This is a genomic window from Pseudomonas sp. LD120 (assembly GCF_009861525.1).
Lineage (GTDB): Bacteria > Pseudomonadota > Gammaproteobacteria > Pseudomonadales > Pseudomonadaceae > Aquipseudomonas.
In genome coordinates, this window is record NZ_WVHL01000005.1 from 1,246,563 (window position 1) to 1,265,007 (window position 18,445).

Annotated in this window: 19 protein-coding genes and 2 pseudogenes; 8 read left to right on the forward strand and 13 right to left on the reverse strand. The window is 60.8% G+C overall.

The genetic code is table 11. From position 1 onward, the window contains the following. Positions 1–78: 78 nt before the first annotated feature. The 3 genes and pseudogenes from cysD (at position 79) to cysN (ending at position 3,392) form a co-directional block, all read left to right on the forward strand. Positions 79–996, forward strand: coding sequence for a sulfate adenylyltransferase subunit CysD (cysD, locus tag PLD_RS19960; protein WP_159895730.1), 918 nt, complete (start codon positions 79–81; stop codon positions 994–996). A gap of 103 nt (positions 997–1,099) precedes the next feature. Further along, a pseudogene (locus PLD_RS19965) lies at positions 1,100–1,432 on the forward strand (four helix bundle protein); the annotation flags it as partial. Between the two features lie 61 nt (positions 1,433–1,493). After that, the gene (gene cysN, locus PLD_RS19970) at positions 1,494–3,392 is read left to right on the forward strand and encodes a sulfate adenylyltransferase subunit CysN (RefSeq protein WP_159895734.1); all 1,899 of its coding nucleotides are present in this window, start codon (positions 1,494–1,496) and stop codon (positions 3,390–3,392) included. Between the two features lie 116 nt (positions 3,393–3,508). Here cysN and PLD_RS19975 read toward each other — a convergent pair whose 3' ends face one another. Genes PLD_RS19975 through PLD_RS19985 form a run of 3 tightly spaced genes read right to left on the reverse strand, consistent with a single transcriptional unit; the run spans position 3,509 to position 6,910 of the window. Continuing rightward, positions 3,509–4,414, reverse strand: a complete 906-nt coding sequence (locus PLD_RS19975) for an acyltransferase (protein WP_159895736.1) — start codon at positions 4,412–4,414, stop codon at positions 3,509–3,511. Beyond that, on the reverse strand, positions 4,415–6,514 hold the full coding sequence (pta, locus tag PLD_RS19980) for a phosphate acetyltransferase (protein WP_159895738.1): 2,100 nt from the start codon (positions 6,512–6,514) through the stop codon (positions 4,415–4,417). 57 nt (positions 6,515–6,571) lie between these two features. Beyond that, positions 6,572–6,910 (reverse strand): DUF3565 domain-containing protein, encoded by a 339-nt coding sequence (locus PLD_RS19985; RefSeq protein WP_159895740.1) that lies wholly within the window; start codon positions 6,908–6,910, stop codon positions 6,572–6,574. Here PLD_RS19985 and PLD_RS19990 point away from each other — a divergent pair. The 3 genes from PLD_RS19990 to PLD_RS20000 all read left to right on the forward strand — a co-directional run bounded on the left by PLD_RS19990 (position 6,879) and on the right by PLD_RS20000 (position 9,455). Further along, the gene (locus tag PLD_RS19990; RefSeq protein WP_159895742.1) at positions 6,879–7,364 is read left to right on the forward strand and encodes a peptidylprolyl isomerase; all 486 of its coding nucleotides are present in this window, start codon (positions 6,879–6,881) and stop codon (positions 7,362–7,364) included. The genes PLD_RS19985 and PLD_RS19990 overlap by 32 nt on opposite strands. A gap of 293 nt (positions 7,365–7,657) precedes the next feature. Beyond that, positions 7,658–8,140, forward strand: coding sequence for a glutathione peroxidase (locus PLD_RS19995; protein WP_159895744.1), 483 nt, complete (start codon positions 7,658–7,660; stop codon positions 8,138–8,140). A 211-nt stretch (positions 8,141–8,351) separates the two neighbouring features. Continuing rightward, the gene (locus tag PLD_RS20000; protein WP_159895746.1) at positions 8,352–9,455 is read left to right on the forward strand and encodes an NADH:flavin oxidoreductase; all 1,104 of its coding nucleotides are present in this window, start codon (positions 8,352–8,354) and stop codon (positions 9,453–9,455) included. Here the strand turns inward: PLD_RS20000 and PLD_RS20005 are convergent. Further along, positions 9,452–10,732 (reverse strand): glycosyltransferase family 1 protein, encoded by a 1,281-nt coding sequence (locus PLD_RS20005; RefSeq protein ID WP_159895748.1) that lies wholly within the window; start codon positions 10,730–10,732, stop codon positions 9,452–9,454. The two genes, PLD_RS20000 and PLD_RS20005, sit on opposite strands and share 4 nt — an antisense overlap. A 45-nt stretch (positions 10,733–10,777) precedes the next feature. Continuing rightward, on the reverse strand, positions 10,778–11,527 hold the full coding sequence (gene cysZ / locus PLD_RS20010) for a sulfate transporter CysZ (protein WP_159895750.1): 750 nt from the start codon (positions 11,525–11,527) through the stop codon (positions 10,778–10,780). A gap of 309 nt (positions 11,528–11,836) precedes the next feature. Here cysZ and trxB point away from each other — a divergent pair, with 309 nt between their 5' ends. Then, positions 11,837–12,799, forward strand: a complete 963-nt coding sequence (gene trxB, locus PLD_RS20015) for a thioredoxin-disulfide reductase (RefSeq protein WP_060837566.1) — start codon at positions 11,837–11,839, stop codon at positions 12,797–12,799. Positions 12,800–12,950: 151 nt separating this feature from the next. On the opposite strand, the gene PLD_RS20020 is transcribed toward trxB, so the two are convergent. The 6 genes and pseudogenes from PLD_RS20020 to PLD_RS20045 form a co-directional block, all read right to left on the reverse strand. Further along, the gene (locus PLD_RS20020; RefSeq protein WP_159895752.1) at positions 12,951–13,289 is read right to left on the reverse strand and encodes a HopJ type III effector protein; all 339 of its coding nucleotides are present in this window, start codon (positions 13,287–13,289) and stop codon (positions 12,951–12,953) included. Continuing rightward, positions 13,282–13,578: a DUF1244 domain-containing protein gene (locus tag PLD_RS20025; protein WP_159895754.1), complete on the reverse strand. Its 297-nt coding sequence runs from the start codon at positions 13,576–13,578 to the stop codon at positions 13,282–13,284. The genes PLD_RS20020 and PLD_RS20025 overlap by 8 nt, the downstream gene beginning before the upstream one ends. A 94-nt stretch (positions 13,579–13,672) precedes the next feature. Further along, positions 13,673–14,044, reverse strand: a complete 372-nt coding sequence (folX, locus tag PLD_RS20030; RefSeq protein WP_159895756.1) for a dihydroneopterin triphosphate 2'-epimerase — start codon at positions 14,042–14,044, stop codon at positions 13,673–13,675. A 2-nt stretch (positions 14,045–14,046) separates the two neighbouring features. After that, the gene (gene folE, locus PLD_RS20035; protein WP_159895758.1) at positions 14,047–14,607 is read right to left on the reverse strand and encodes a GTP cyclohydrolase I FolE; all 561 of its coding nucleotides are present in this window, start codon (positions 14,605–14,607) and stop codon (positions 14,047–14,049) included. Positions 14,608–14,629: 22 nt separating this feature from the next. Beyond that, on the reverse strand, positions 14,630–15,340 hold the full coding sequence (gene folM, locus PLD_RS20040; RefSeq protein ID WP_159895760.1) for a dihydromonapterin reductase: 711 nt from the start codon (positions 15,338–15,340) through the stop codon (positions 14,630–14,632). Positions 15,341–15,461: 121 nt separating this feature from the next. Further along, positions 15,462–16,031: pseudogene (locus PLD_RS20045) on the reverse strand (antibiotic biosynthesis monooxygenase). Between the two features lie 211 nt (positions 16,032–16,242). Here PLD_RS20045 and PLD_RS20050 point away from each other — a divergent pair. After that, positions 16,243–17,202 carry a MerR family transcriptional regulator gene (locus PLD_RS20050; protein WP_159895762.1) on the forward strand — a complete coding sequence of 320 codons (960 nt, stop codon included), beginning with the start codon at positions 16,243–16,245 and terminating at the stop codon, positions 17,200–17,202. 12 nt (positions 17,203–17,214) lie between these two features. On the opposite strand, the gene PLD_RS20055 is transcribed toward PLD_RS20050, so the two are convergent. Both PLD_RS20055 and PLD_RS20060 read right to left on the reverse strand, forming a co-directional pair. After that, entirely contained in the window at positions 17,215–17,820 is a 606-nt protein-coding gene (locus PLD_RS20055; protein ID WP_159895764.1) for a hypothetical protein, read from the reverse strand. Positions 17,821–17,875: 55 nt separating this feature from the next. Further along, the gene (locus PLD_RS20060; RefSeq protein WP_159895766.1) at positions 17,876–18,343 is read right to left on the reverse strand and encodes a PAS domain-containing protein; all 468 of its coding nucleotides are present in this window, start codon (positions 18,341–18,343) and stop codon (positions 17,876–17,878) included. Positions 18,344–18,445 lie beyond the last annotated feature (102 nt).

The window sequence follows — 18,445 nt, forward strand, 5'->3', positions numbered from 1 at the left end:
GAAGCAGGTTGCTGTGCTAGCATGCCCCGCTCGAACACGGCCCGCTGGCCGTCCATAAGAAAGCTTTCGTGAGTAGCCATGGTCGACAAACTGACGCATCTGAAACAGCTGGAGGCGGAAAGCATCCACATCATCCGCGAGGTGGCCGCCGAGTTCGATAACCCGGTGATGCTGTACTCCATCGGTAAAGACTCCGCCGTGATGTTGCATCTGGCCCGCAAGGCGTTCTTCCCCGGCAAGTTGCCGTTCCCGGTGATGCACGTCGATACCCAGTGGAAATTCCAGGAAATGTACCGGTTCCGCGACCGCATGGTCGAGGATCTGGGCCTGGACCTGATCACCCACGTCAACCCCGATGGCGTGGCCCAGGGCATCAACCCGTTCACCCACGGCAGTGCCAAGCACACCGATATCATGAAGACCGAGGGCCTCAAGCAAGCCCTGGATAAACACGGCTTTGACGCCGCGTTCGGCGGTGCCCGCCGCGATGAAGAGAAGTCCCGCGCCAAAGAGCGCGTCTACTCATTCCGCGACAGCAAGCACCGCTGGGACCCGAAGAACCAGCGCCCCGAGTTGTGGAACGTCTACAACGGCAAGGTCAACAAGGGCGAGTCGATCCGTGTGTTCCCGCTGTCCAACTGGACCGAGCTGGACATCTGGCAATACATCTATCTGGAAGGCATCCCGATCGTGCCGCTGTACTTCGCCGCCGAGCGTGAAGTGATCGAGAAGAACGGCACCCTGATCATGATCGATGACGAGCGCATCCTTGAGCATCTGTCCGATGAAGAGAAAGCCCGCATCGTCAAGAAGAAAGTACGTTTCCGTACCCTTGGCTGCTACCCGTTGACGGGCGCGGTGGAGTCCGAGGCCGAGAGCCTGACGGACATCATCCAGGAAATGCTCCTGACGCGAACTTCCGAGCGCCAGGGCCGGGTCATCGACCACGATGGCGCCGGCTCGATGGAAGACAAGAAACGTCAAGGTTACTTTTAAGCTTCAAGTTACAAGCGGCAAGCTGCAAGTTAGAAGCGTGATGCGTAGCTTGCAGCTTGATGCTTGCAGCGGGTTGCTGTGAGCCTGCATCGAGTGACTCGGCATGGATTGCGAGAAGCTGGTTGTTTGGCAGAGAAGCAAGGCTCTAGCGGTAGATATCTTTAGAGAGATGGCACGATGCGAGGACTTTGGTTTCAAAAATCAAATCACTCGCTCGGCACTCTCGGTGCCCTCCAATATCGCTGAAGGTATGGAGCGACGTAGTGCCAGGGAGAAAAGCTGGTTTCTCTGGATTGCAAAAGCTTCCAACGGGGAGTTGCGCACGCAGATCATCATCGGCAGTGAGATTGCCTACATAGCAAAGCCGCTGGCTGAAAATTGGATTAAAGAAACTCGCGAGCTTTCCAAAATGCTCTGCGGCTTGATCAAAAAAATTCTGACTAGTTGTACGCCGACAAGCTTGCCGCTTGAGGCGTACAGCTTGGAGCTTGAACGCTATGAGCCATCAATCTGATTTGATCAGCGAGGACATCCTCGCGTACCTGGGCCAGCACGAACGTAAAGAGCTGCTGCGCTTTTTGACCTGCGGTAACGTCGACGACGGCAAGAGCACCCTGATCGGGCGCCTGCTGCACGACTCGAAGATGATCTACGAAGACCATCTGGAAGCCATCACCCGGGATTCGAAGAAGGTCGGCACCACCGGTGACGACATCGACCTGGCGTTGCTGGTGGACGGCCTGCAGGCCGAGCGCGAGCAGGGCATCACCATTGATGTCGCCTACCGCTACTTCTCCACTGCCAAGCGCAAGTTCATCATCGCCGACACCCCCGGCCATGAGCAGTACACCCGCAACATGGCCACCGGCGCGTCCACCTGTGACCTGGCGATCATCCTGGTGGACGCCCGTTATGGCGTGCAGACCCAGACCCGTCGCCACAGCTTCATTGCCTCCCTGCTGGGCATCAAACACATCGTTGTGGCCATCAACAAGATGGACCTCAAGGACTTCGATCAGGGCGTGTTCGAGTCGATCAAGGCCGACTACCTGAAGTTCGCCCAGGGCCTGAAGATGCAGCCCACCAGCTTGCACTTCGTGCCGATGTCGGCGCTCAAGGGCGACAACGTAGTGAACAAGAGCGAGCGTTCGCCCTGGTACACCGGCCAGTCGCTGATGGAGATCCTGGAAACCGTGGAAGTGGCAGGTGACCGCAACTTCACCGACCTGCGTTTCCCGGTGCAGTACGTCAACCGTCCGAACCTGAATTTCCGTGGTTTTGCCGGTACCCTGGCCAGTGGCATCGTGCACAAGGGCGACGAAATCGTGGTGTTGCCGTCGGGCAAGAGCAGCCGGGTCAAATCCATCGTCACCTTCGAAGGTGAGTTGGAGCATGCCGGCCCGGGCCAGGCCGTGACCCTGACCATGGAAGACGAAATCGATATCTCCCGTGGCGACCTGTTGGTGCATGCCGACAACGTACCGCCGGTCACCGACAACGTCGAAGCCATGCTGGTGTGGATGGCTGAAGAACCGATGCTGCCGGGCAAGAAATACGACATCAAGCGCGCCACCAGCTACGTGCCGGGCTCGATCGCCAGCATTGCCCACAAGGTCGATGTGAACACCCTGGAAGAGGGCGCGGCCAGTGCGCTGCAACTGAACGAGATCGGTAAGGTCAAGATCAGCCTCGACGCGCCCATCGCCCTGGATGGCTACGAAAGCAACCGCACCACCGGCGCCTTCATCGTTATCGATCGTTTGACCAATGGCACTGTCGGCGCCGGCATGATCATCGCCCAGCCAGTGGTTCATGGCAGCGCCACCCACCATGGCAAGCTGGCCCACGTAGCCACCGAGGAGCGTGCCCAGCGTTTTGGCCAGCAACCGGCTACTGTGCTGTTCAGCGGCCTGTCGGGCGCCGGCAAGAGCACTTTGGCCTACGCGGTGGAGCGCCGTTTGTTCGACATGGGACGTGCGGTATTTGTCCTCGACGGTCAGAACCTGCGCCATGACCTGAACAAGGGCCTGTCACACGACCGTGCCGGGCGCACCGAGAACTGGCGTCGTGCCGCGCACGTGGCCCGTCAGTTCAACGAAGCCGGTTTGCTGACCCTGGCCGCGTTCGTGGCGCCGAGTGCCGAAGGGCGCGAGCAGGCCAAGGACCTGATCGGCGAGGATCGCTTGCTGACCGTTTACGTTCAGGCCTCGCCAGCGGTGTGCGCCGAGCGTGATCCGCAAGGCCTGTACGCGGCTGGTGGGGATAACATCCCGGGCCAATCCTTCCCCTATGACGTGCCGCTCAATGCCGATCTGGTGATCGATACCCAGGTGCTGTCGGTGGAAGAGAGCGTCAAGCAGGTACTGGACCTGTTGCGTCGCCGCGGCGCGATCTAAGCCGTAGCAAAAAGCCCGCAGTCGAGTGATCGGCTGCGGGCTTTTGTGCGCTTCAGATAGCCTTCGCCGGCAAGGACGGTACAGCCCCGCAAGCCGGCTTGCCAGCAAACAGCCCCTCAGGACTTTGCCGGATACTCGCGATGCAGCTTCTCCAGCAGGGCATCCTTGGCCAGCCACTGCTGGTTGATCCAGCCCTGGAATTCCTGGCGATAGGCCGCGTCTTGCTCGTAGTTGCGGCCAATGAACTGCCCCGGAATCCGCACTTCTTCAACGTGCACCACCACCTCTTTGACCTTGCCGCACAGCAGGTCCCAGAAGCCGGGCCGGCCAGCGGGATAGTGGAGGGTCACGTCGATGATCGACTGCAATTGCTCGCCCATGGCGTCGAGCACAAAGGCGATGCCGCCAGCCTTGGGCTTGAGCAGGTAACGGAACGACGACTGTTGCTGGGCATGCTTGGCTTCGGTGAAGCGCGTGCCTTCGACGAAGTTGAAAATGCCCACCGGGTTGTTGCGAAACTTCGCGCAGGTCTTGCGGGTGGTTTCCAGGTCCTTGCCTTTCTTTTCCGGGTGTTTCTGCAGATAGGCCTTGGAGTAGCGCTTCATGAACGGAAAGCCCAGGGCCCACCAGGCCAGGCCAATCACGGGTACCCAGATCAGCTCCTGCTTGAGGAAGAACTTCAGCGGGCGGATGCGTCGGTTGAGCACATACTGCAAGACCATGATGTCGACCCAGCTCTGGTGGTTGCTGGTCACCAGGTAGGAGTGCTGGTAGTCCAGGCCCTCAAGGCCGCTGAGGTGCCAGCGGGTGCGACACACCAGTTGCATCCAGGCCTTGTTGTTGCTGATCCAGGCTTCGTGAGTATGGTTCATCAGCCAGAGGGTAAAGCGCTGGGTGAGGGCAAAAGGCAGGGCCTTGCAGATCGCCACGCAGAACAGGAACGAGCACAGTAGGATGGTGTTCAGCGCCAGCAGGAGCGAGGCGATGATCCCGCGTGTTACGGCAGGGAGAAATTCCAGCATTTAGACGTCCATCGGTCGGTTGGCGGCTTGAATCGCGGTCAGGGCGATGGTGTAGACGATGTCGTCCACTTGCGCGCCCCGGGGCAGGTCGTTCACGGGCTTGCGCAGGCCTTGCAGCATCGGACCCAGGCTCACGCAGTCGGCGCTGCGCTGTACCGCTTTGTGGGTGGTGTTGCCGGTGTTCAGATCGGGGAACACGAACACCGTGGCTTTGCCTGCCACAAGACTGTTGGGGGCCAGTTGCCGGGCGACGTTTTCGTTGGCCGCGGCGTCGTATTGCAGCGGGCCATCGATCAGCAACGAGTGTTGGGCCTCATGGGCCAGCAAGGTCGCTTCACGGACCTTTTCCACCTCTTCGCCGCTGGCCGAGTCACCGCTGGAATAGCTGATCATCGCGACCCTCGGAGTGATGCCGAAGGCCGCCGCCGAGTCGGCGCTCTGCAGGGCAATTTCCGCCAGCTCGCTAGCACTGGGGTGCGGGTTCATCACGCAGTCGCCGTAGACCAGCACCTGCTCGGGGAACAGCATGAAAAACACCGAGGACACCAGGGTGCAACCTGGGGCGGTCTTGATCAGTTGCAGGGCCGGACGGATGGTGTTGGCGGTGGAGTGGATAACCCCGGACACCAGGCCGTCCACTTCGTCCAGGGCCAGCATCACGGTGCCGATCACCACCGGGTCTTCCAGTTGCTGCTCGGCCATCGGCGCATTGAGGCTCTTGCTCTTGCGCAGGGCCACCATGGGCTCCACGTAGCGCTCGCGAATCAGGTCCGGGTCGAGAATCTCCAGGCCTTCGGGCAGCTCGATGCCCTGGGCCCGGGCCACCGCCTGGACCTCTTCCGGCTTGGCCAGCAGTACGCAGCGGGCAATGCCCCGCGCCTGGCAGATGGCGGCGGCTTGTACGGTCAAGGGTTCGCTGCCTTCGGGCAGGACGATGCGTTTGTTGGCCTGCTGGGCGCGCTGGATCAACTGGTAGCGGAACACCGCGGGCGACAGGCGCATTTCCCGCGGGGTGCCGCAGCGCTGATGCAGCCAGTTGGCGTCCAGGTGGCTGGCGACGAAGTCGGTGATGATTTCCGCACGCTCGCGGTCATCGATGGGGATTTCCTTGTTCAGACCGTTGAGCTGGTTGGCGGTGTCGTAGGAGCCGCTGCTCACTGAAAGCACTGGCAGGCCGGCGTTCAGGGCGCCGCGGCACAGCTCCATGATCCGTGGGTCGGGCAGGGTGTCGCTGGTCAGCAGCAGGCCGGCCAGGGGCACGCCGTTGATCGCCGCCAGGCTCACGGCGAGGATGATGTCGTCGCGATCGCCCGGAGTCACTACCAGTACGCCAGGCTTGAGCAGCTCCACGGTGTTGCGCATGGTGCGGGCACAAATGATGATTTTGGTCATGCGCCGGCTTTCGTAGTCCCCGGCGTTGAGCACCTGGGCGCCCATCAGGTCGGCCACGTCGCGGGTGCGTGGGGCGTTGAGTTCTGGCTGGAAGGGAATGCACCCCAGCAGGCGGAAATCGCCGCTGCGCAGCAATGGCGAATGCTCCTTCAAGCGTGCGGAGAACGCCTCCATGCTTTCGTCGGTGCGCACCTTGTTGAGGATCACCCCCAGCACTTTCGGGTCTCGCGGGCCGCCGAACAACTGCGCCTGCAGCTCGACTCGCCCGGACAGCTCGGTGAGCACTTCGTTTTCCGGGGCCGAAACCAGAATCACTTCGGCATCCAGGCTTTTGGCCAGGTGCAGGTTGACCCGCGCGGCGTAGCTGGCGCTGCGGGTCGGTACCATGCCTTCGACGATCAGTACGTCCTTGCCGATGGCTGCCTGCTGATAAAGAGTGATGATTTCTTCCAGCAGCTCATCCAGCTGGCCGTCGCCAAGCATCCGTTCGACATGAGCCAAGCCTAGGGGGGGCGGCGGTTTCAGGCCGTGGGTACGGGCCACCAGTTCGGTGGAGCGCTCGGGGCCGGTATCACCGGGGTGAGGCTGGGCAATGGGTTTGAAGAAGCCGACCTTGAGGCCGGCCCGTTCCAGGGTGCGCACCAGCCCGAGGCTGATGGAGGTCAGACCCACACCAAAATCGGTGGGGGCGATAAAAAAAGTTTGCATGCGAATTCTCAGAGGGGGCATGGCAAGGGCGACAGTCTAAGGCCGTCTGCCGAATCGTCAGGCACTAAGGTTAGCGTTATCCGGTGCTTGAGCACACCAGCCACAGGCAAAGGGTTGGCCTATTTCTTCTGCTCGCCGCTGTGGGTCCAGGATCCAGGCCCGGGATTGCCAGGGCGGCTGGTGACGCAGGTGCTGGGTGTGCCCGCAAGACAGCTCGACCACCCAGTGGCCGTCTTCATCTTGATGAAATCCGCGGATTGTTGGAGGAGTTTTCCCGTTCCGTTGGTCCGGGTTCCGTTCGCTTTCGAGCGATTGCTTCGCTAAACTTGCCCGTTCTTCATTCTTATGCAAAAGGTCCCGCCCCATGCTGATCGCCGCCAATAAGGCTGTCTCCATCGACTATACCCTCACCAATGACGCTGGTGAGGTCATCGACAGCTCTGCCGGCGGCGCCCCGCTGGTTTACCTGCAAGGCGCAGGTAACATCATTCCTGGTCTGGAAAAGGCTCTGGAAGGCAAGCAAGTCGGTGACGAGCTGAACGTTTCCGTAGAACCTGAAGATGCCTACGGCGAGTACACAGCTGAGCTGGTCAGCACCTTGAGCCGCAGCATGTTCGAAGGTGTCGACGAACTGGAAGTGGGCATGCAGTTCCACGCGTCGGCTCCAGATGGCCAGATGCAGATCGTGACCATCCGTGATCTGGACGGCGACGACGTGACCGTCGACGGCAACCACCCATTGGCCGGTCAGCGCCTGAATTTCCAGGTCAAGATCGTTGCCATTCGTGATGCCAGCCAAGAAGAAGTCGCGCATGGCCACGTCCATGGCGAAGGTGGCCATCAGCACTGATTTTCTGCGCTAAGCTCAAGCGTGCTGGAGAGGCGCCCGAGCAGGCGGTGTGAAAACTACTGCGTTTGGCAATACTGCGTTAAAAACAGGCTCGTGCGCGACTCAGATTGGAGTGCTCATTTAGGCTCCTAAAGTCGAACGCGCCCCCGGTCGTTCCTCGCCTGTTTTTGCCTTGTCTTGCCTGCACTCGCGACGTTTTCACACAGCCTGCGAGGGCGCTTTTTTAGTCTGCGGCTTTTGGCTGTACTGTCGAGAGGCTGTTTCTGTAAGAACACAGGAATTTGGAGTTCGTCATGAGTGCTTTTCACGACCTTAAATTGAAAGCCCTGGATGGTCAGGAGCTGCCGCTCGAGCCCTTCAAGGGGCAAGTCGTGCTGGTGGTCAATGTCGCCTCCAAATGTGGTCTGACACCACAATATGCGGCGTTGGAGAATCTCTATCAGCAATACAAGGGCCAGGGTTTCAGCGTACTGGGCCTGCCCTGCAATCAGTTCGCCGGGCAGGAGCCTGGAAGTGAACAAGAGATCCAGGAGTTCTGCAGCCTCAACTACGGGGTGACTTTTCCCTTGAGCAGCAAGCTTGAGGTGAACGGTCCGGAGCGTCATCAGTTGTACCGCCTGCTGGCGGGCGAGGGCGCCGAGTTTCCTGGGGACATCACCTGGAATTTCGAAAAATTCCTGCTCGGCAAGGACGGCCGGGTACTGGCGCGTTTTTCGCCGCGCACCGCTCCCGATGATCCCTTTGTGGTCCAGGCGATTGAAAAGGCCCTGAGCTAACCGGCAGCCGGGCGTACTGGCCCGGCTTGTTGTTCCGTCCGTTTTGCGCCGCAGTGTTGCGGCGTTTTTGCATCTAAATCACTTAAATCAATAATGCTGTGCGGCGCTTTGAGGGGTGAATATTATCCTCATCATAAGTGCGCCGGGGCCCGCTTCCGGTGCTGTCTGGTCAGTCGATCATTGACTCACGCCCTTACTGTCGGAGTGCTGCATGCCTGTTCAAGCCCTGTTCAAACCCTTCCAGCTCGGCACGTTGGAGTTGCCGACCCGCGTGGTAATGGCGCCCATGACCCGTTCGTTTTCCCCAGGCGGTGTGCCCAATAGCAAGGTCATTGAGTACTACCGTCGTCGTGCTGCCGCGGGTGTCGGCCTGATCATCACCGAGGGCACCACGGTGGGCCACGCGGCCGCCAATGGTTACCCCAATGTGCCGCAGTTTTACGGCGAAGCGGCCTTGGCTGGCTGGAAGAAGGTGGTGGACGCGGTTCACGCTGAAGGCGGTAGGATCGTTCCGCAACTCTGGCATGTGGGTAATGTGCGGCGCCTGGGCACCGAGCCGGACGCCAGCGTGCCCGGATATGGTCCGAGCGAGAAGCTAAAGGACGGCAAGGTGCTGGTGCACGGCATGACCCACCAGGACATTCAGGAAGTGATCGCAGCGTTTGCCCAGGCTGCCAAGGATGCCCAGCGCATCGGTATGGACGGCGTGGAAATCCATGGCGCCCACGGTTACCTGGTGGACCAGTTCTTCTGGGAAGGTAGCAATCAGCGGACCGATGAGTACGGTGGCGACCTGGCCCAGCGTTCGCGTTTTGCCATCGAGCTGATCCAGGCCGTGCGTGCAGCCGTGGGCCCGGACTTCCCGATCATCCTGCGTTTCTCCCAATGGAAGCAGCAGGACTATAGCGCCCGCCTGGTGCAGACCCCGGAGGCTCTGGGCGCCTTCCTCAAGCCGCTGGCGGACGCCGGTGTGGACATCTTCCACTGCTCGACCCGACGCTTCTGGGAGCCGGAGTTCGAAGGCTCGGACCTGAACCTGGCAGGCTGGACCCGCAAGCTCACCGGCAAGCCCACCATCACGGTGGGCAGCGTTGGCCTGGATGGCGAGTTCCTGCAGTTCATGGTCAACACCGACAAGGTGGCGCAACCGGCCAGCCTGGAAAACCTGCTGCAGCGCCTGAACAATGATGAGTTCGACCTGGTGGCTGTGGGGCGTGCGCTGCTGGTGGACCCGGACTGGGCGCAGAAGGTCCGTGAGGGGCGTGAGCAGGACATCCAGCCATTCAGTCGTGAAGCGCTGATGACTCTGGTTTAACTGCCCGCGCCAGGCGGTGAGGGGGGCAGCTCCCTTGCCGCGCCGAGGCTTTTGGCGGCGATCCTGGGTTTGGCCGCTGCTGCAATCTGCCCTGAATACGGCTCTGTTGGTGTGTGTTGGCAAGCGCTGCGCAATTGATCCTCAAACTGCTCGATGACGGCGGGCCAACCTTGGCGGCTGGCGTGTTGCCGGGCGTTGAGGCGCACCCGGCGCAAGGTTTCCGCTTCTTCAAGTAGCCAACTGGCCGCATCGCAAAAGGCGCTTTCATCTCCGGGCATGGCCAGCACGCCGTTGTAGCCATGGCGGATGTGTTGCGCCGCCGCGGCTTGATCGTAGGCCACCACTGCCAGCCCCGAGGCCAAGGCTTCCAGCACCACGTTGCCGAAGGTTTCGGTGAGGCTGGGAAACAGGAACACATCCCCTGAGGCGTAATGGGCCGCCAGGGTCTCGTCGCGCTGGCTGCCGCAGAACAAGGCATCGGGTAGCGTCTTTTCCAGGGCGGCGCGTTGCGGGCCGTCGCCCACCACGATCAACTGCATTTTGCGCTGTGGATACGTCGCCTTGAGTTGCTCGAAGCAACGCTTGAGCAGGCCGAGGTTTTTCTCTGGGGCCAGGCGCCCGACATGGATCACCGCCAGGTCATCGTGGTCCAGGCCCCAACTGGCCCGTAGCTCATTGACGCGCTTGGCGGGGTGGAACAGCTGGCTGTCGACGCCCCTCGACAGCAACGCCAGGCGCTCGAAATGCCGGCGTTCAAGCTCCAGGCGCTGGCTGGCGCTGGGCACCAGGGTCAGCTTCGAGCGGTTGTGAAACCAACGCAGATAGTGCGTCAACAAGCGAGTCAGCAAACCCAGGCCGTATTGGCTGGAGTATTGCTGGAAGTTGGTGTGGAAACCGCTGACCACCGAAATTCCCAAGCGTTTGGCAGCCCGCAGCGCCGATAGCCCCAGCGGTCCCTCGGTGGCGATGTAGAGCACGTCTGGGCGCTGGCGCTGCCAGCGTCGCAACAGTTTGTGCATCGACGATTGGCCCCATTGCAGTCCCGGATAGCCCGGTAGTGGCCATCCTCGGCACAGCAGCAAAGTGTCGTCGCTGATACGGCTCTGGTCGCAGCCCTGACGCGGGCGCACCAGTTCTACCTGGTGCCCGCGAGCACGCAGCCCCTCACAGAGGCGGCCAAGGGTATTGGCCACGCCATTGATTTCCGGTGGGAAGGTTTCAGTGATCAGGGTGATATGCAGGGCGGTCGTCATGACCTCAGTGTCGACTGAGGCCATGTCGTCATTGTGACCTTAGGGTGATGGATTTATGACGTCCCGGGCTTATTTGCCCGGCAGGTTTTCCACCCCACGCTCACGCACCCAGAACAGCGTCGCCCCGGCCACGGCGGCCGGCATCATCAGGATGTTGACGAAGGGGATCATCAGCGCCAGGTAGACGATGCCGCCAAAGCCCAGGCTCTGCCAGCGCTTCTGGCGCAGCCAGGCGATCATGTCCTGCCAGCTCATCTTGTGGTTGTCCGCCGGGTAGTCGATGTACTGGATGGCCATCATCCAGATCCCGAACAACAGCCACAGGGGGGCGGCGATCAGGTTGACCACCGGGATCAGCGAGAGAATGAACAGGCCGATGGCCCGAGGCAGGAAGTAACCGAGCTTGCGCATTTCCCGGGACAGGGTGCGCGGGACCATGGCGATCAGCTCGCCCCAGCTGAAAGGCGGCGAATTATCGGTGCCACGCACCACGGTTTCGACTTTTTCCGATAGGAATCCGTTAAAGGGGGCAGCGATGATATTGGCCAGCATGGTGAAGGTGAAAAACACCATCAACCCCACCAGCACCACGAACAGTGGCCAGAGGATGTAGCTGAGGAAACTCAGCCATTCCGGCAGCGATGGCATCAGGGAGTCGACCCAGAGGCTGAACTGGTGACCCGCGAAGTAGATCAATCCGACGAACAGCAACAGGTTGATCAGCAGGGGCAGAAGCACAAACAGGCGCAGGCCTGGCGTAAGAATCAGCTTCAGGCCTTCACGCAGATATTGCGGGCCTGACAGAACAGAGGCGGGCATAGAACGCTCCGAGCAGATGGAAAACGCGCCGACCTTACCGGCTTTGCCCTGGGGGCGAAAGCGGTGCGATCAGCTCGACATCAACGGTAACAAAGACCCTTTCAAATGAGTCCGCTGAGGATAGAGACCGCCTATGAGCTGGATTGTTAAACCGTATTTCCTTAATCTTCGCCCCCTCTATACGCTTCGCCCATTATTTTTGGACGGATGAGTTCAAGCCTTCCCCAAGGTATCGCCGTCCTTTTTTATTCCAGCCGGCAATCCGGCGTTCCGTGCCAGGTCACCCAGGCCGGTCGATAGGAGTGAGTCATGTCTGAAGTACGCCATTCGCGTGTGATTATTCTCGGTTCCGGCCCTGCCGGTTACAGCGCCGCCGTCTATGCCGCCCGGGCCAACCTGAAGCCGCTGCTGATCACCGGCATGCAGGCCGGCGGCCAACTGACCACCACCACTGAAGTCGACAACTGGCCTGGCGACGTGCACGGCCTGACCGGCCCGGCGCTGATGGAGCGGATGCGTGAGCACGCCGAGCGTTTCGAAACCGAAATCGTCTTCGACCACATCAACGCCGTGGACTTCGCTGCCAAGCCTTACACCCTGACCGGCGACAGCGCGACCTACACCTGCGATGCCCTGATCATCGCCACCGGTGCCAGCGCCCGTTACCTGGGCCTGCCTTCGGAAGAGGCGTTCATGGGTAAAGGCGTTTCCGCCTGTGCCACTTGCGACGGTTTCTTCTATCGCAACAAGCCAGTGGCGGTGGTCGGCGGCGGCAACACTGCCGTTGAAGAGGCTCTGTACCTGGCCAACATCGCCAGCACCGTGACCTTGATCCACCGTCGCGAAACCTTCCGCGCCGAGAAGATCCTGATCGACAAGCTCAACGCCCGCGTGGCCGAAGGCAAGATCATCCTTAAGCTCAATGCCAATCTGGACGAAGTCCTGGGCGACAACATGGGCGTGACCGGTGCCCGCTTGAAAAACAACGATGGCAGCTTCGACGAGCTGAAAGTCGACGGCGTGTTCATCGCCATCGGCCACACCCCAAACACCTCGCTGTTCGAAGGCCAACTGACCCTCAAGGACGGTTACCTGGTGGTGCAGGGCGGCCGTGACGGCAACGCTACCGCGACCAGCGTCGAAGGCATCTTTGCCGCCGGCGACGTGGCCGACCACGTGTACCGTCAGGCCATCACCTCGGCCGGTGCCGGTTGCATGGCGGCCCTGGACACCGAGCGTTACCTGGACGGTTTGCAGAACGCGGCACACTGATTCCCAGGCAATAAAAAAACCGGCGCCAGCCGGTTTTTTTATGGGTGTCGCACTGCAGATGCCGGCTTGCCGGCGAAGAGGCCCGTGAGCCTTGCTTCGCCGTGCCGGGGCTTCTGCTGGCGAGCCAGCGCCTACAGGATCCGGGTCTGGATCAGCGGCGAGTCAGCGGCTGGGCGGCGAACTTCACCCCGGCCAGACCGTGGGCGATCAGGGCGCGGATGTTACCGTGGTCGCTGCCTTCAGGGGTGGCCAGCACCGAGCGGTAGTGCTCGCCGAAGGCCAGCAGCGCCTCGGTGTCACTCAGGCCTTCCAGCAGGGCCAGGCCCAGGGTCTTGCACGAGCCTTCGTTCTGCCCGGCAGGGTTTTCCACGCCGCCATTGCTGAACGCTTGTGGCTGGTAGTCATAACCTTCGGCGATAAAGGCCAGGGTATCGGCAAACGCGTGTTCACCGCTGTTCAGGCTGGCGCGCAAGGTGTTCAGGTCAGTCATGGGGTTTTCCTTTGGCAAACGCCGCTTGCTGCTCGGCGCTGGCTTCTTTCTGGTAGAGATTTTTCCATTCGGCGTAGGGCATGCCGTACACCACTTCACGGGCGTCATCGAGGCTGAGCTCGATCTGGCGTTCATCGGCCTCGGCCTTGTACCACTTGGACAGGCAGTTGCGGCAGAACCCGGCGAGGTTCATCAGGTCGATGTTCTGCACGTCCTTGCGGCTGTCCAGATGGGCCACCAGGCGGCGAAAGGCCGCGGCTTCCAGTTCCAGGCGTTGTTGAGGGGACATAAGACTCACTGCACGTAGAAGGATGGGAACAGCTGCAAGTTACAAGCTGCCAGCGGCCAGGCAAAGCCGAATCGCGTTGACTGGCCGCTTGGCGCTAGCGACTTGCCGCCAATGTGATCGACACCGACTCGGCAAAGCGCAGGGCGTGAGGTTTGTCCACTTCGACTTCGGCGTATTGCACCGACACATTGCTCATCACCAGGTCCAGCAGTTCCTGGGTCAGGCGTTCCAGTAGGGCGAAGCGGTTGCCTTCGACGTGGGCAATGATTGCCTTGGTGATGGTGCGGTAGTTCAGCGCGTGGTCGATGTCGTTGTCGCGCACCGCATCTTGGGCGGCATACAGGATGGTCAGGTTGACCAGCACATCCTGCTTGTTGAGGATTTCATCCTCGTTGATTCCGATGTAGGTCCGCAGGAGCAGGTCCTTGACTCGGATGCGAGCCATTCCTGGCTGAAGTTGTGGCATTGCTACTTGCTCCGTCCAATCAATTGCAGGAATTCCTGGCGAGTGGTGCTCGAATCGCGGAAGGCGCCGAGCATCACCGAGGTATGCATGGTGGAATTTTGCTTTTCGACGCCGCGCATCATCATGCACATGTGCTTGGCTTCGATCACCACTGCGACGCCGGCGGCTTGAGTCACGCTCTGTAGCGCGTCGGCGATTTCCCGGGTGAGATTTTCCTGGATCTGCAGGCGCCTGGCGAACATATCGACGATCCGTGCGATCTTCGACAGCCCCAGCACTTTGCCGGTGGGAATATAAGCCACATGGGCCTTGCCGATGAAGGGCAACAGGTGATGTTCGCACAGGGAATACAGCTCGATGTCGGCGACGATCACCATTTCGTCGTTGTCGGAGGCGAACAGTGCACCGTTGACGATCTCCGGCAGCGACTGGCTGTAGCCGTGACACAGGTACTGCATGGCCTTGGCCGCGCGTTTCGGGGTGTCGAGCAAACCCTCGCGCTCTGGGTCTTCACCGAGACCCTTGAGGATCTCGTGGTAGTGCTGGGGCAGGGAAAGGCTCATGCAGGGTCCTCGCGGGGCCGGCTTACTTGACGTGCCGCCCGCCGTTAACGGTCAGGGTGGTGCCGGTGACATAAGGGTTGTCGAGCAGGTAGCGCAGGCTCTGGTAGATCACTTCGCTGCCGGGCTCGATACCCAGCGCGGATTTGGCCAGGGCCTTGGCGCGGTAGGCTGCGTCATCTTCGGGGTTGAACAATAGCAGGGCCGGGGCAATGCCGTTGACCTTGATGGCCGGTGCGTATTTGGCGGCAAAGGACAGGGTCAGGCTGTCCAGCCCGGCTTTGCTGGCGCAGTAGGCAATGTGCTTGCTGCTGCCCTTGCGGGTCACGTCGTCGCTGATGTGGATGATGTCCGCCGGATTGGAGCGTTGTAGCAGCTCGGCGCACTGCAGGTTGATCAGGTAGGGCGCGAGCATGTGCACGCTGAACATCCGGGTAAAGGCCGCGCTTGGTTGGTCGGGGCTTTCTTCCAGCCATTCCGAGGCGTTGTGGACGATGGCCCGCAAGCAGTCGGTGTGGGTTTTCACCGCGTTGATCAGGGCCAGGATCCCGGCTTCGCTGGACAGGTCGGCGAACAGCAGCGTCGCGCCCTTGTCACGTAGGGTTTGCAGGCCGGGGCGGTCGCTGCGGTAGGTGATGATCACCGGCTGCCCATCTTCGAGCAGGCGCAGGGCGCAATGCAGGCCGACACGTTGGCTGGCACCCGTGATCAGGATTGGGGCGATAGATGGGGTCATGAAGGGCTCACCTCGCAGGTAGGGCAAAACTATACCAGCGGGTGATGCGTCGTGCCTGTGGCGCCAAGGGGGCTGGTCAGCGGCTCCCGGGGTTGACTCAGGAGCCGGCGAACCGGTGAGTTTACGAGTTCTGTGTCGAGTGTACGGCCGGCAGCACGCGCGCTGGCGTGCTGTTGAGCCAACCTGCGAGCAATCGGGTGGACAGCGGAATAAAGCAATAAACCATCAGCGGGGTCAGGGCCAGGGTGCTGACAAACACTCGCGGCAGCAGGCTCAGGTCATTGAGTAAAGGGCCGAGGACGAAGTTGAACAGCAGCGACACCGGAAAGAACGCCAGCCAGATGGCCACCGCTTGCTTCCAGCGTGGAGGGCGCTGTCCGACGCCGCCAAATCAGCCGCCGAGGCCGCTGACCCGATGTTCCGAGGGGTGGGCGAACAGGTCGCTGCCCCGCGCCAGCCAGGCGGTGCGCGAGGCGGAGTGTTCCCAGGCATGCAGGGTGTGTTCGTCGACGAAGCGGAAGATGATCTGGAACTCGTCATCGTCTGGCGGCGGCGCCAGAACGCCGGAGCCCAGGTAGCCGGGAAAGTCGGTGGCCAGTTGTTCGCCTTCGCGCAGCCAGGCGATCAGGTCTTGGTAGCGGCCGTCGGCAACGCGCCGGGCAACCATCAAGGTGACGGGTGAGGTAGACATTATGTATCTCCGTAAAACCAGTGCGTTGCCTGGGTAAGGCAATCGCTTGACGTGGCACCGGGGTGTTGGGCCGTGTCAGAACCAAGCAAGGATTATTCCTGATCGGTGCCTTGCTACCAATGCCCGTGGTCGGTTTTTCTGCTGCTTGAAGCATTGGCCCCTCGGGGGAGTAGAATGTCGATCACTTTGTTTATCGGTGTGCGCTCCCCTGATGCCCGTCATGACTGAACTTGCCCCTGTCGCTCGCGCTCTTGACCCCGCCTGTCAGGATGAGTTGTTTCCGATTCGTGAAGTGGCGCGTCTGACCGGTATCAACCCGGTGACCCTACGAGCCTGGGAGCGACGTTACGGTCTGATTCAACCGACACGCACCGAAAGCGGGCATCGCCTGTATTCCATGCGCGATGTTGAGGCGGTGCGCGAGATCCTGGGCTGGATCGAGCGCGGCGTGGCAGTGAGCAAGGTGGGCAAGCTCCTGGCCAAGAGCCGCGCCGCCCAAGCCCAGGTCGAGGCCCCGGTGAACGATGCCCTGCAAGGCGAATACAGCCAGTGGCGCGAGCAGTTGAAGCAGGCCGTCAGTGCCTTCGACGAAGCGCAGTTGGAGCGTCTCTACGGGCAGGTTTTTTCCAGCTATGCCTTACCGGTGGTGTTCCAAGACATCTTCTTGCCGTTCTGGAAGCAGTTGCTGCAGGAGCCAAGTGCTTTCGGTCAGACCAGCGAGTGGTTGTTTCTCGATGGTTTTCTGCGGGCGCGGATCACTCAGCGTCTGTTGCTGCAGCGCGCCACCCAAAGCCAGCAACTGCTGCTGACCGGGCTCAATGAATCGTGTCGCGAACTGGAGCTGCTGGTGGCGGCACTGATGCTCGGGCATGACTCGCTGGGGGTGCGCCTGTTGGGACCAGTAGCGCCATTGGATGAGCTGACGTTGGTTTGCGAAAAGCTCAAGCCGGCGGCGCTGGTGGTGTTTTCCAACCTGGCGCCGACTGCGGAGTTATCCAAGCGACTCAAGCGCCTGGCGCTGACTCTGGATTGTCCGTTGATGCTCGCTGGGGATACGGCGGACTTGGCGCAGGACCGTCTGGCGGGTTCGCCAGTGGCGTGCCTGGGGAGCGATGGGCGCCTGATGCAGCAACGGTTGCGGCAGTTTTTACGCGGTGGCCTGGATACCTGAGCCGGCAGGCGCTCAAGCGTGTAGCGCAGGGTGGCTCTGGCGGTGCTGCTGGAGAATGAACTGGCGCAGACGTTCGGTTTCTTCCGCATCACGCTGATCCAGGCGGTAGGCATAGAAGCCGGCTTCGGTCTGGCGCTCAAAGCGTCCGTGCAGGGCAATCCGCTCATACCCCGAAGGGCTGAACCATTGGGCGAACTGCTTCGGCGCACGGGTGCCGTTGCGGATTTCCAGCAATACCCCCTTGAATGACACTTCCCGCACCCAGAGGCATCCGGGCTGGCCTTTGGCATTTTCCAGCGGCACCGGCTCTGTCAGCGTCAAACGCCAGGGCCGTACCATCGGCCCTTCCTCAAAGATGCTCGGCACCCCCAGGCGCAGATGCAGGGCATGGAACTCGTCTTCCACCAGATGCAGGGGGAAGGTCATTTGTTGATTGTCGAAATGCGCCTGCAGGGTGACTTTTTCGTTAGCCGCCAACCGGGTCAGCAGGTCTCGGATCTGCGCGCCGCCATTGACCAGCAGGCTCGATGTGGCGTCGCGCACATTGAGCTGCGGGTTGTGCTGCATGGTCTGGATGAAGTCCAGTTCATCCTGAGTGAGAAGGCTGTCACGCTGCATGATGTTGCTCGAAGAGTGAGAATAAAATCGGTGGGCAATACTAAGACCACTGAATCTATGAGTTATTAGCGCCGTTGGTCATCTTGAGCGCAGCCAGTTCAGACTGGGCATCGGCCAACTGCTGTTCCAACTGGAGCAGGCGTTGTTGCGCCTTGATCTGCTCACTGACGTTTTTTTGCACGCCGATGTAGTAGGTCAGTTGATCACTGTCGTTGAACACCGGAGTGATCGACAGTTCGTTCCAGAAGTGGCTGCCGTCCTTGCGATAATTGCGCAGCACTTCACGGCACGGCAGGCCCTGGCTTAGGGCCTGGCGAATTCTCAGCAGTCCCGGCTGGTCGCGATCACCAGACTGCAGGAAGCGGCAGTCCTGGTACAGCACTTCATCTGCGCTGTAGCCGGTCAGGCGCTCAAACGCCGGATTCACATAAATCACGATGTTGTCTTCGCCTTCCTGTTCGGCGACCACAATTCCGTCGTTGGAGGCGTTGATCATCCGTTGCAGCAGATGAGCGTTGATCATCCCGAGGTTCCGCTATTGATCAGTGAGTGCTGGATTTTAAGGCATGCTGGCAAGCTGTCCACTTGACCTTGTAAGGGCATGTGCTGCCAGAAACGGGATTTT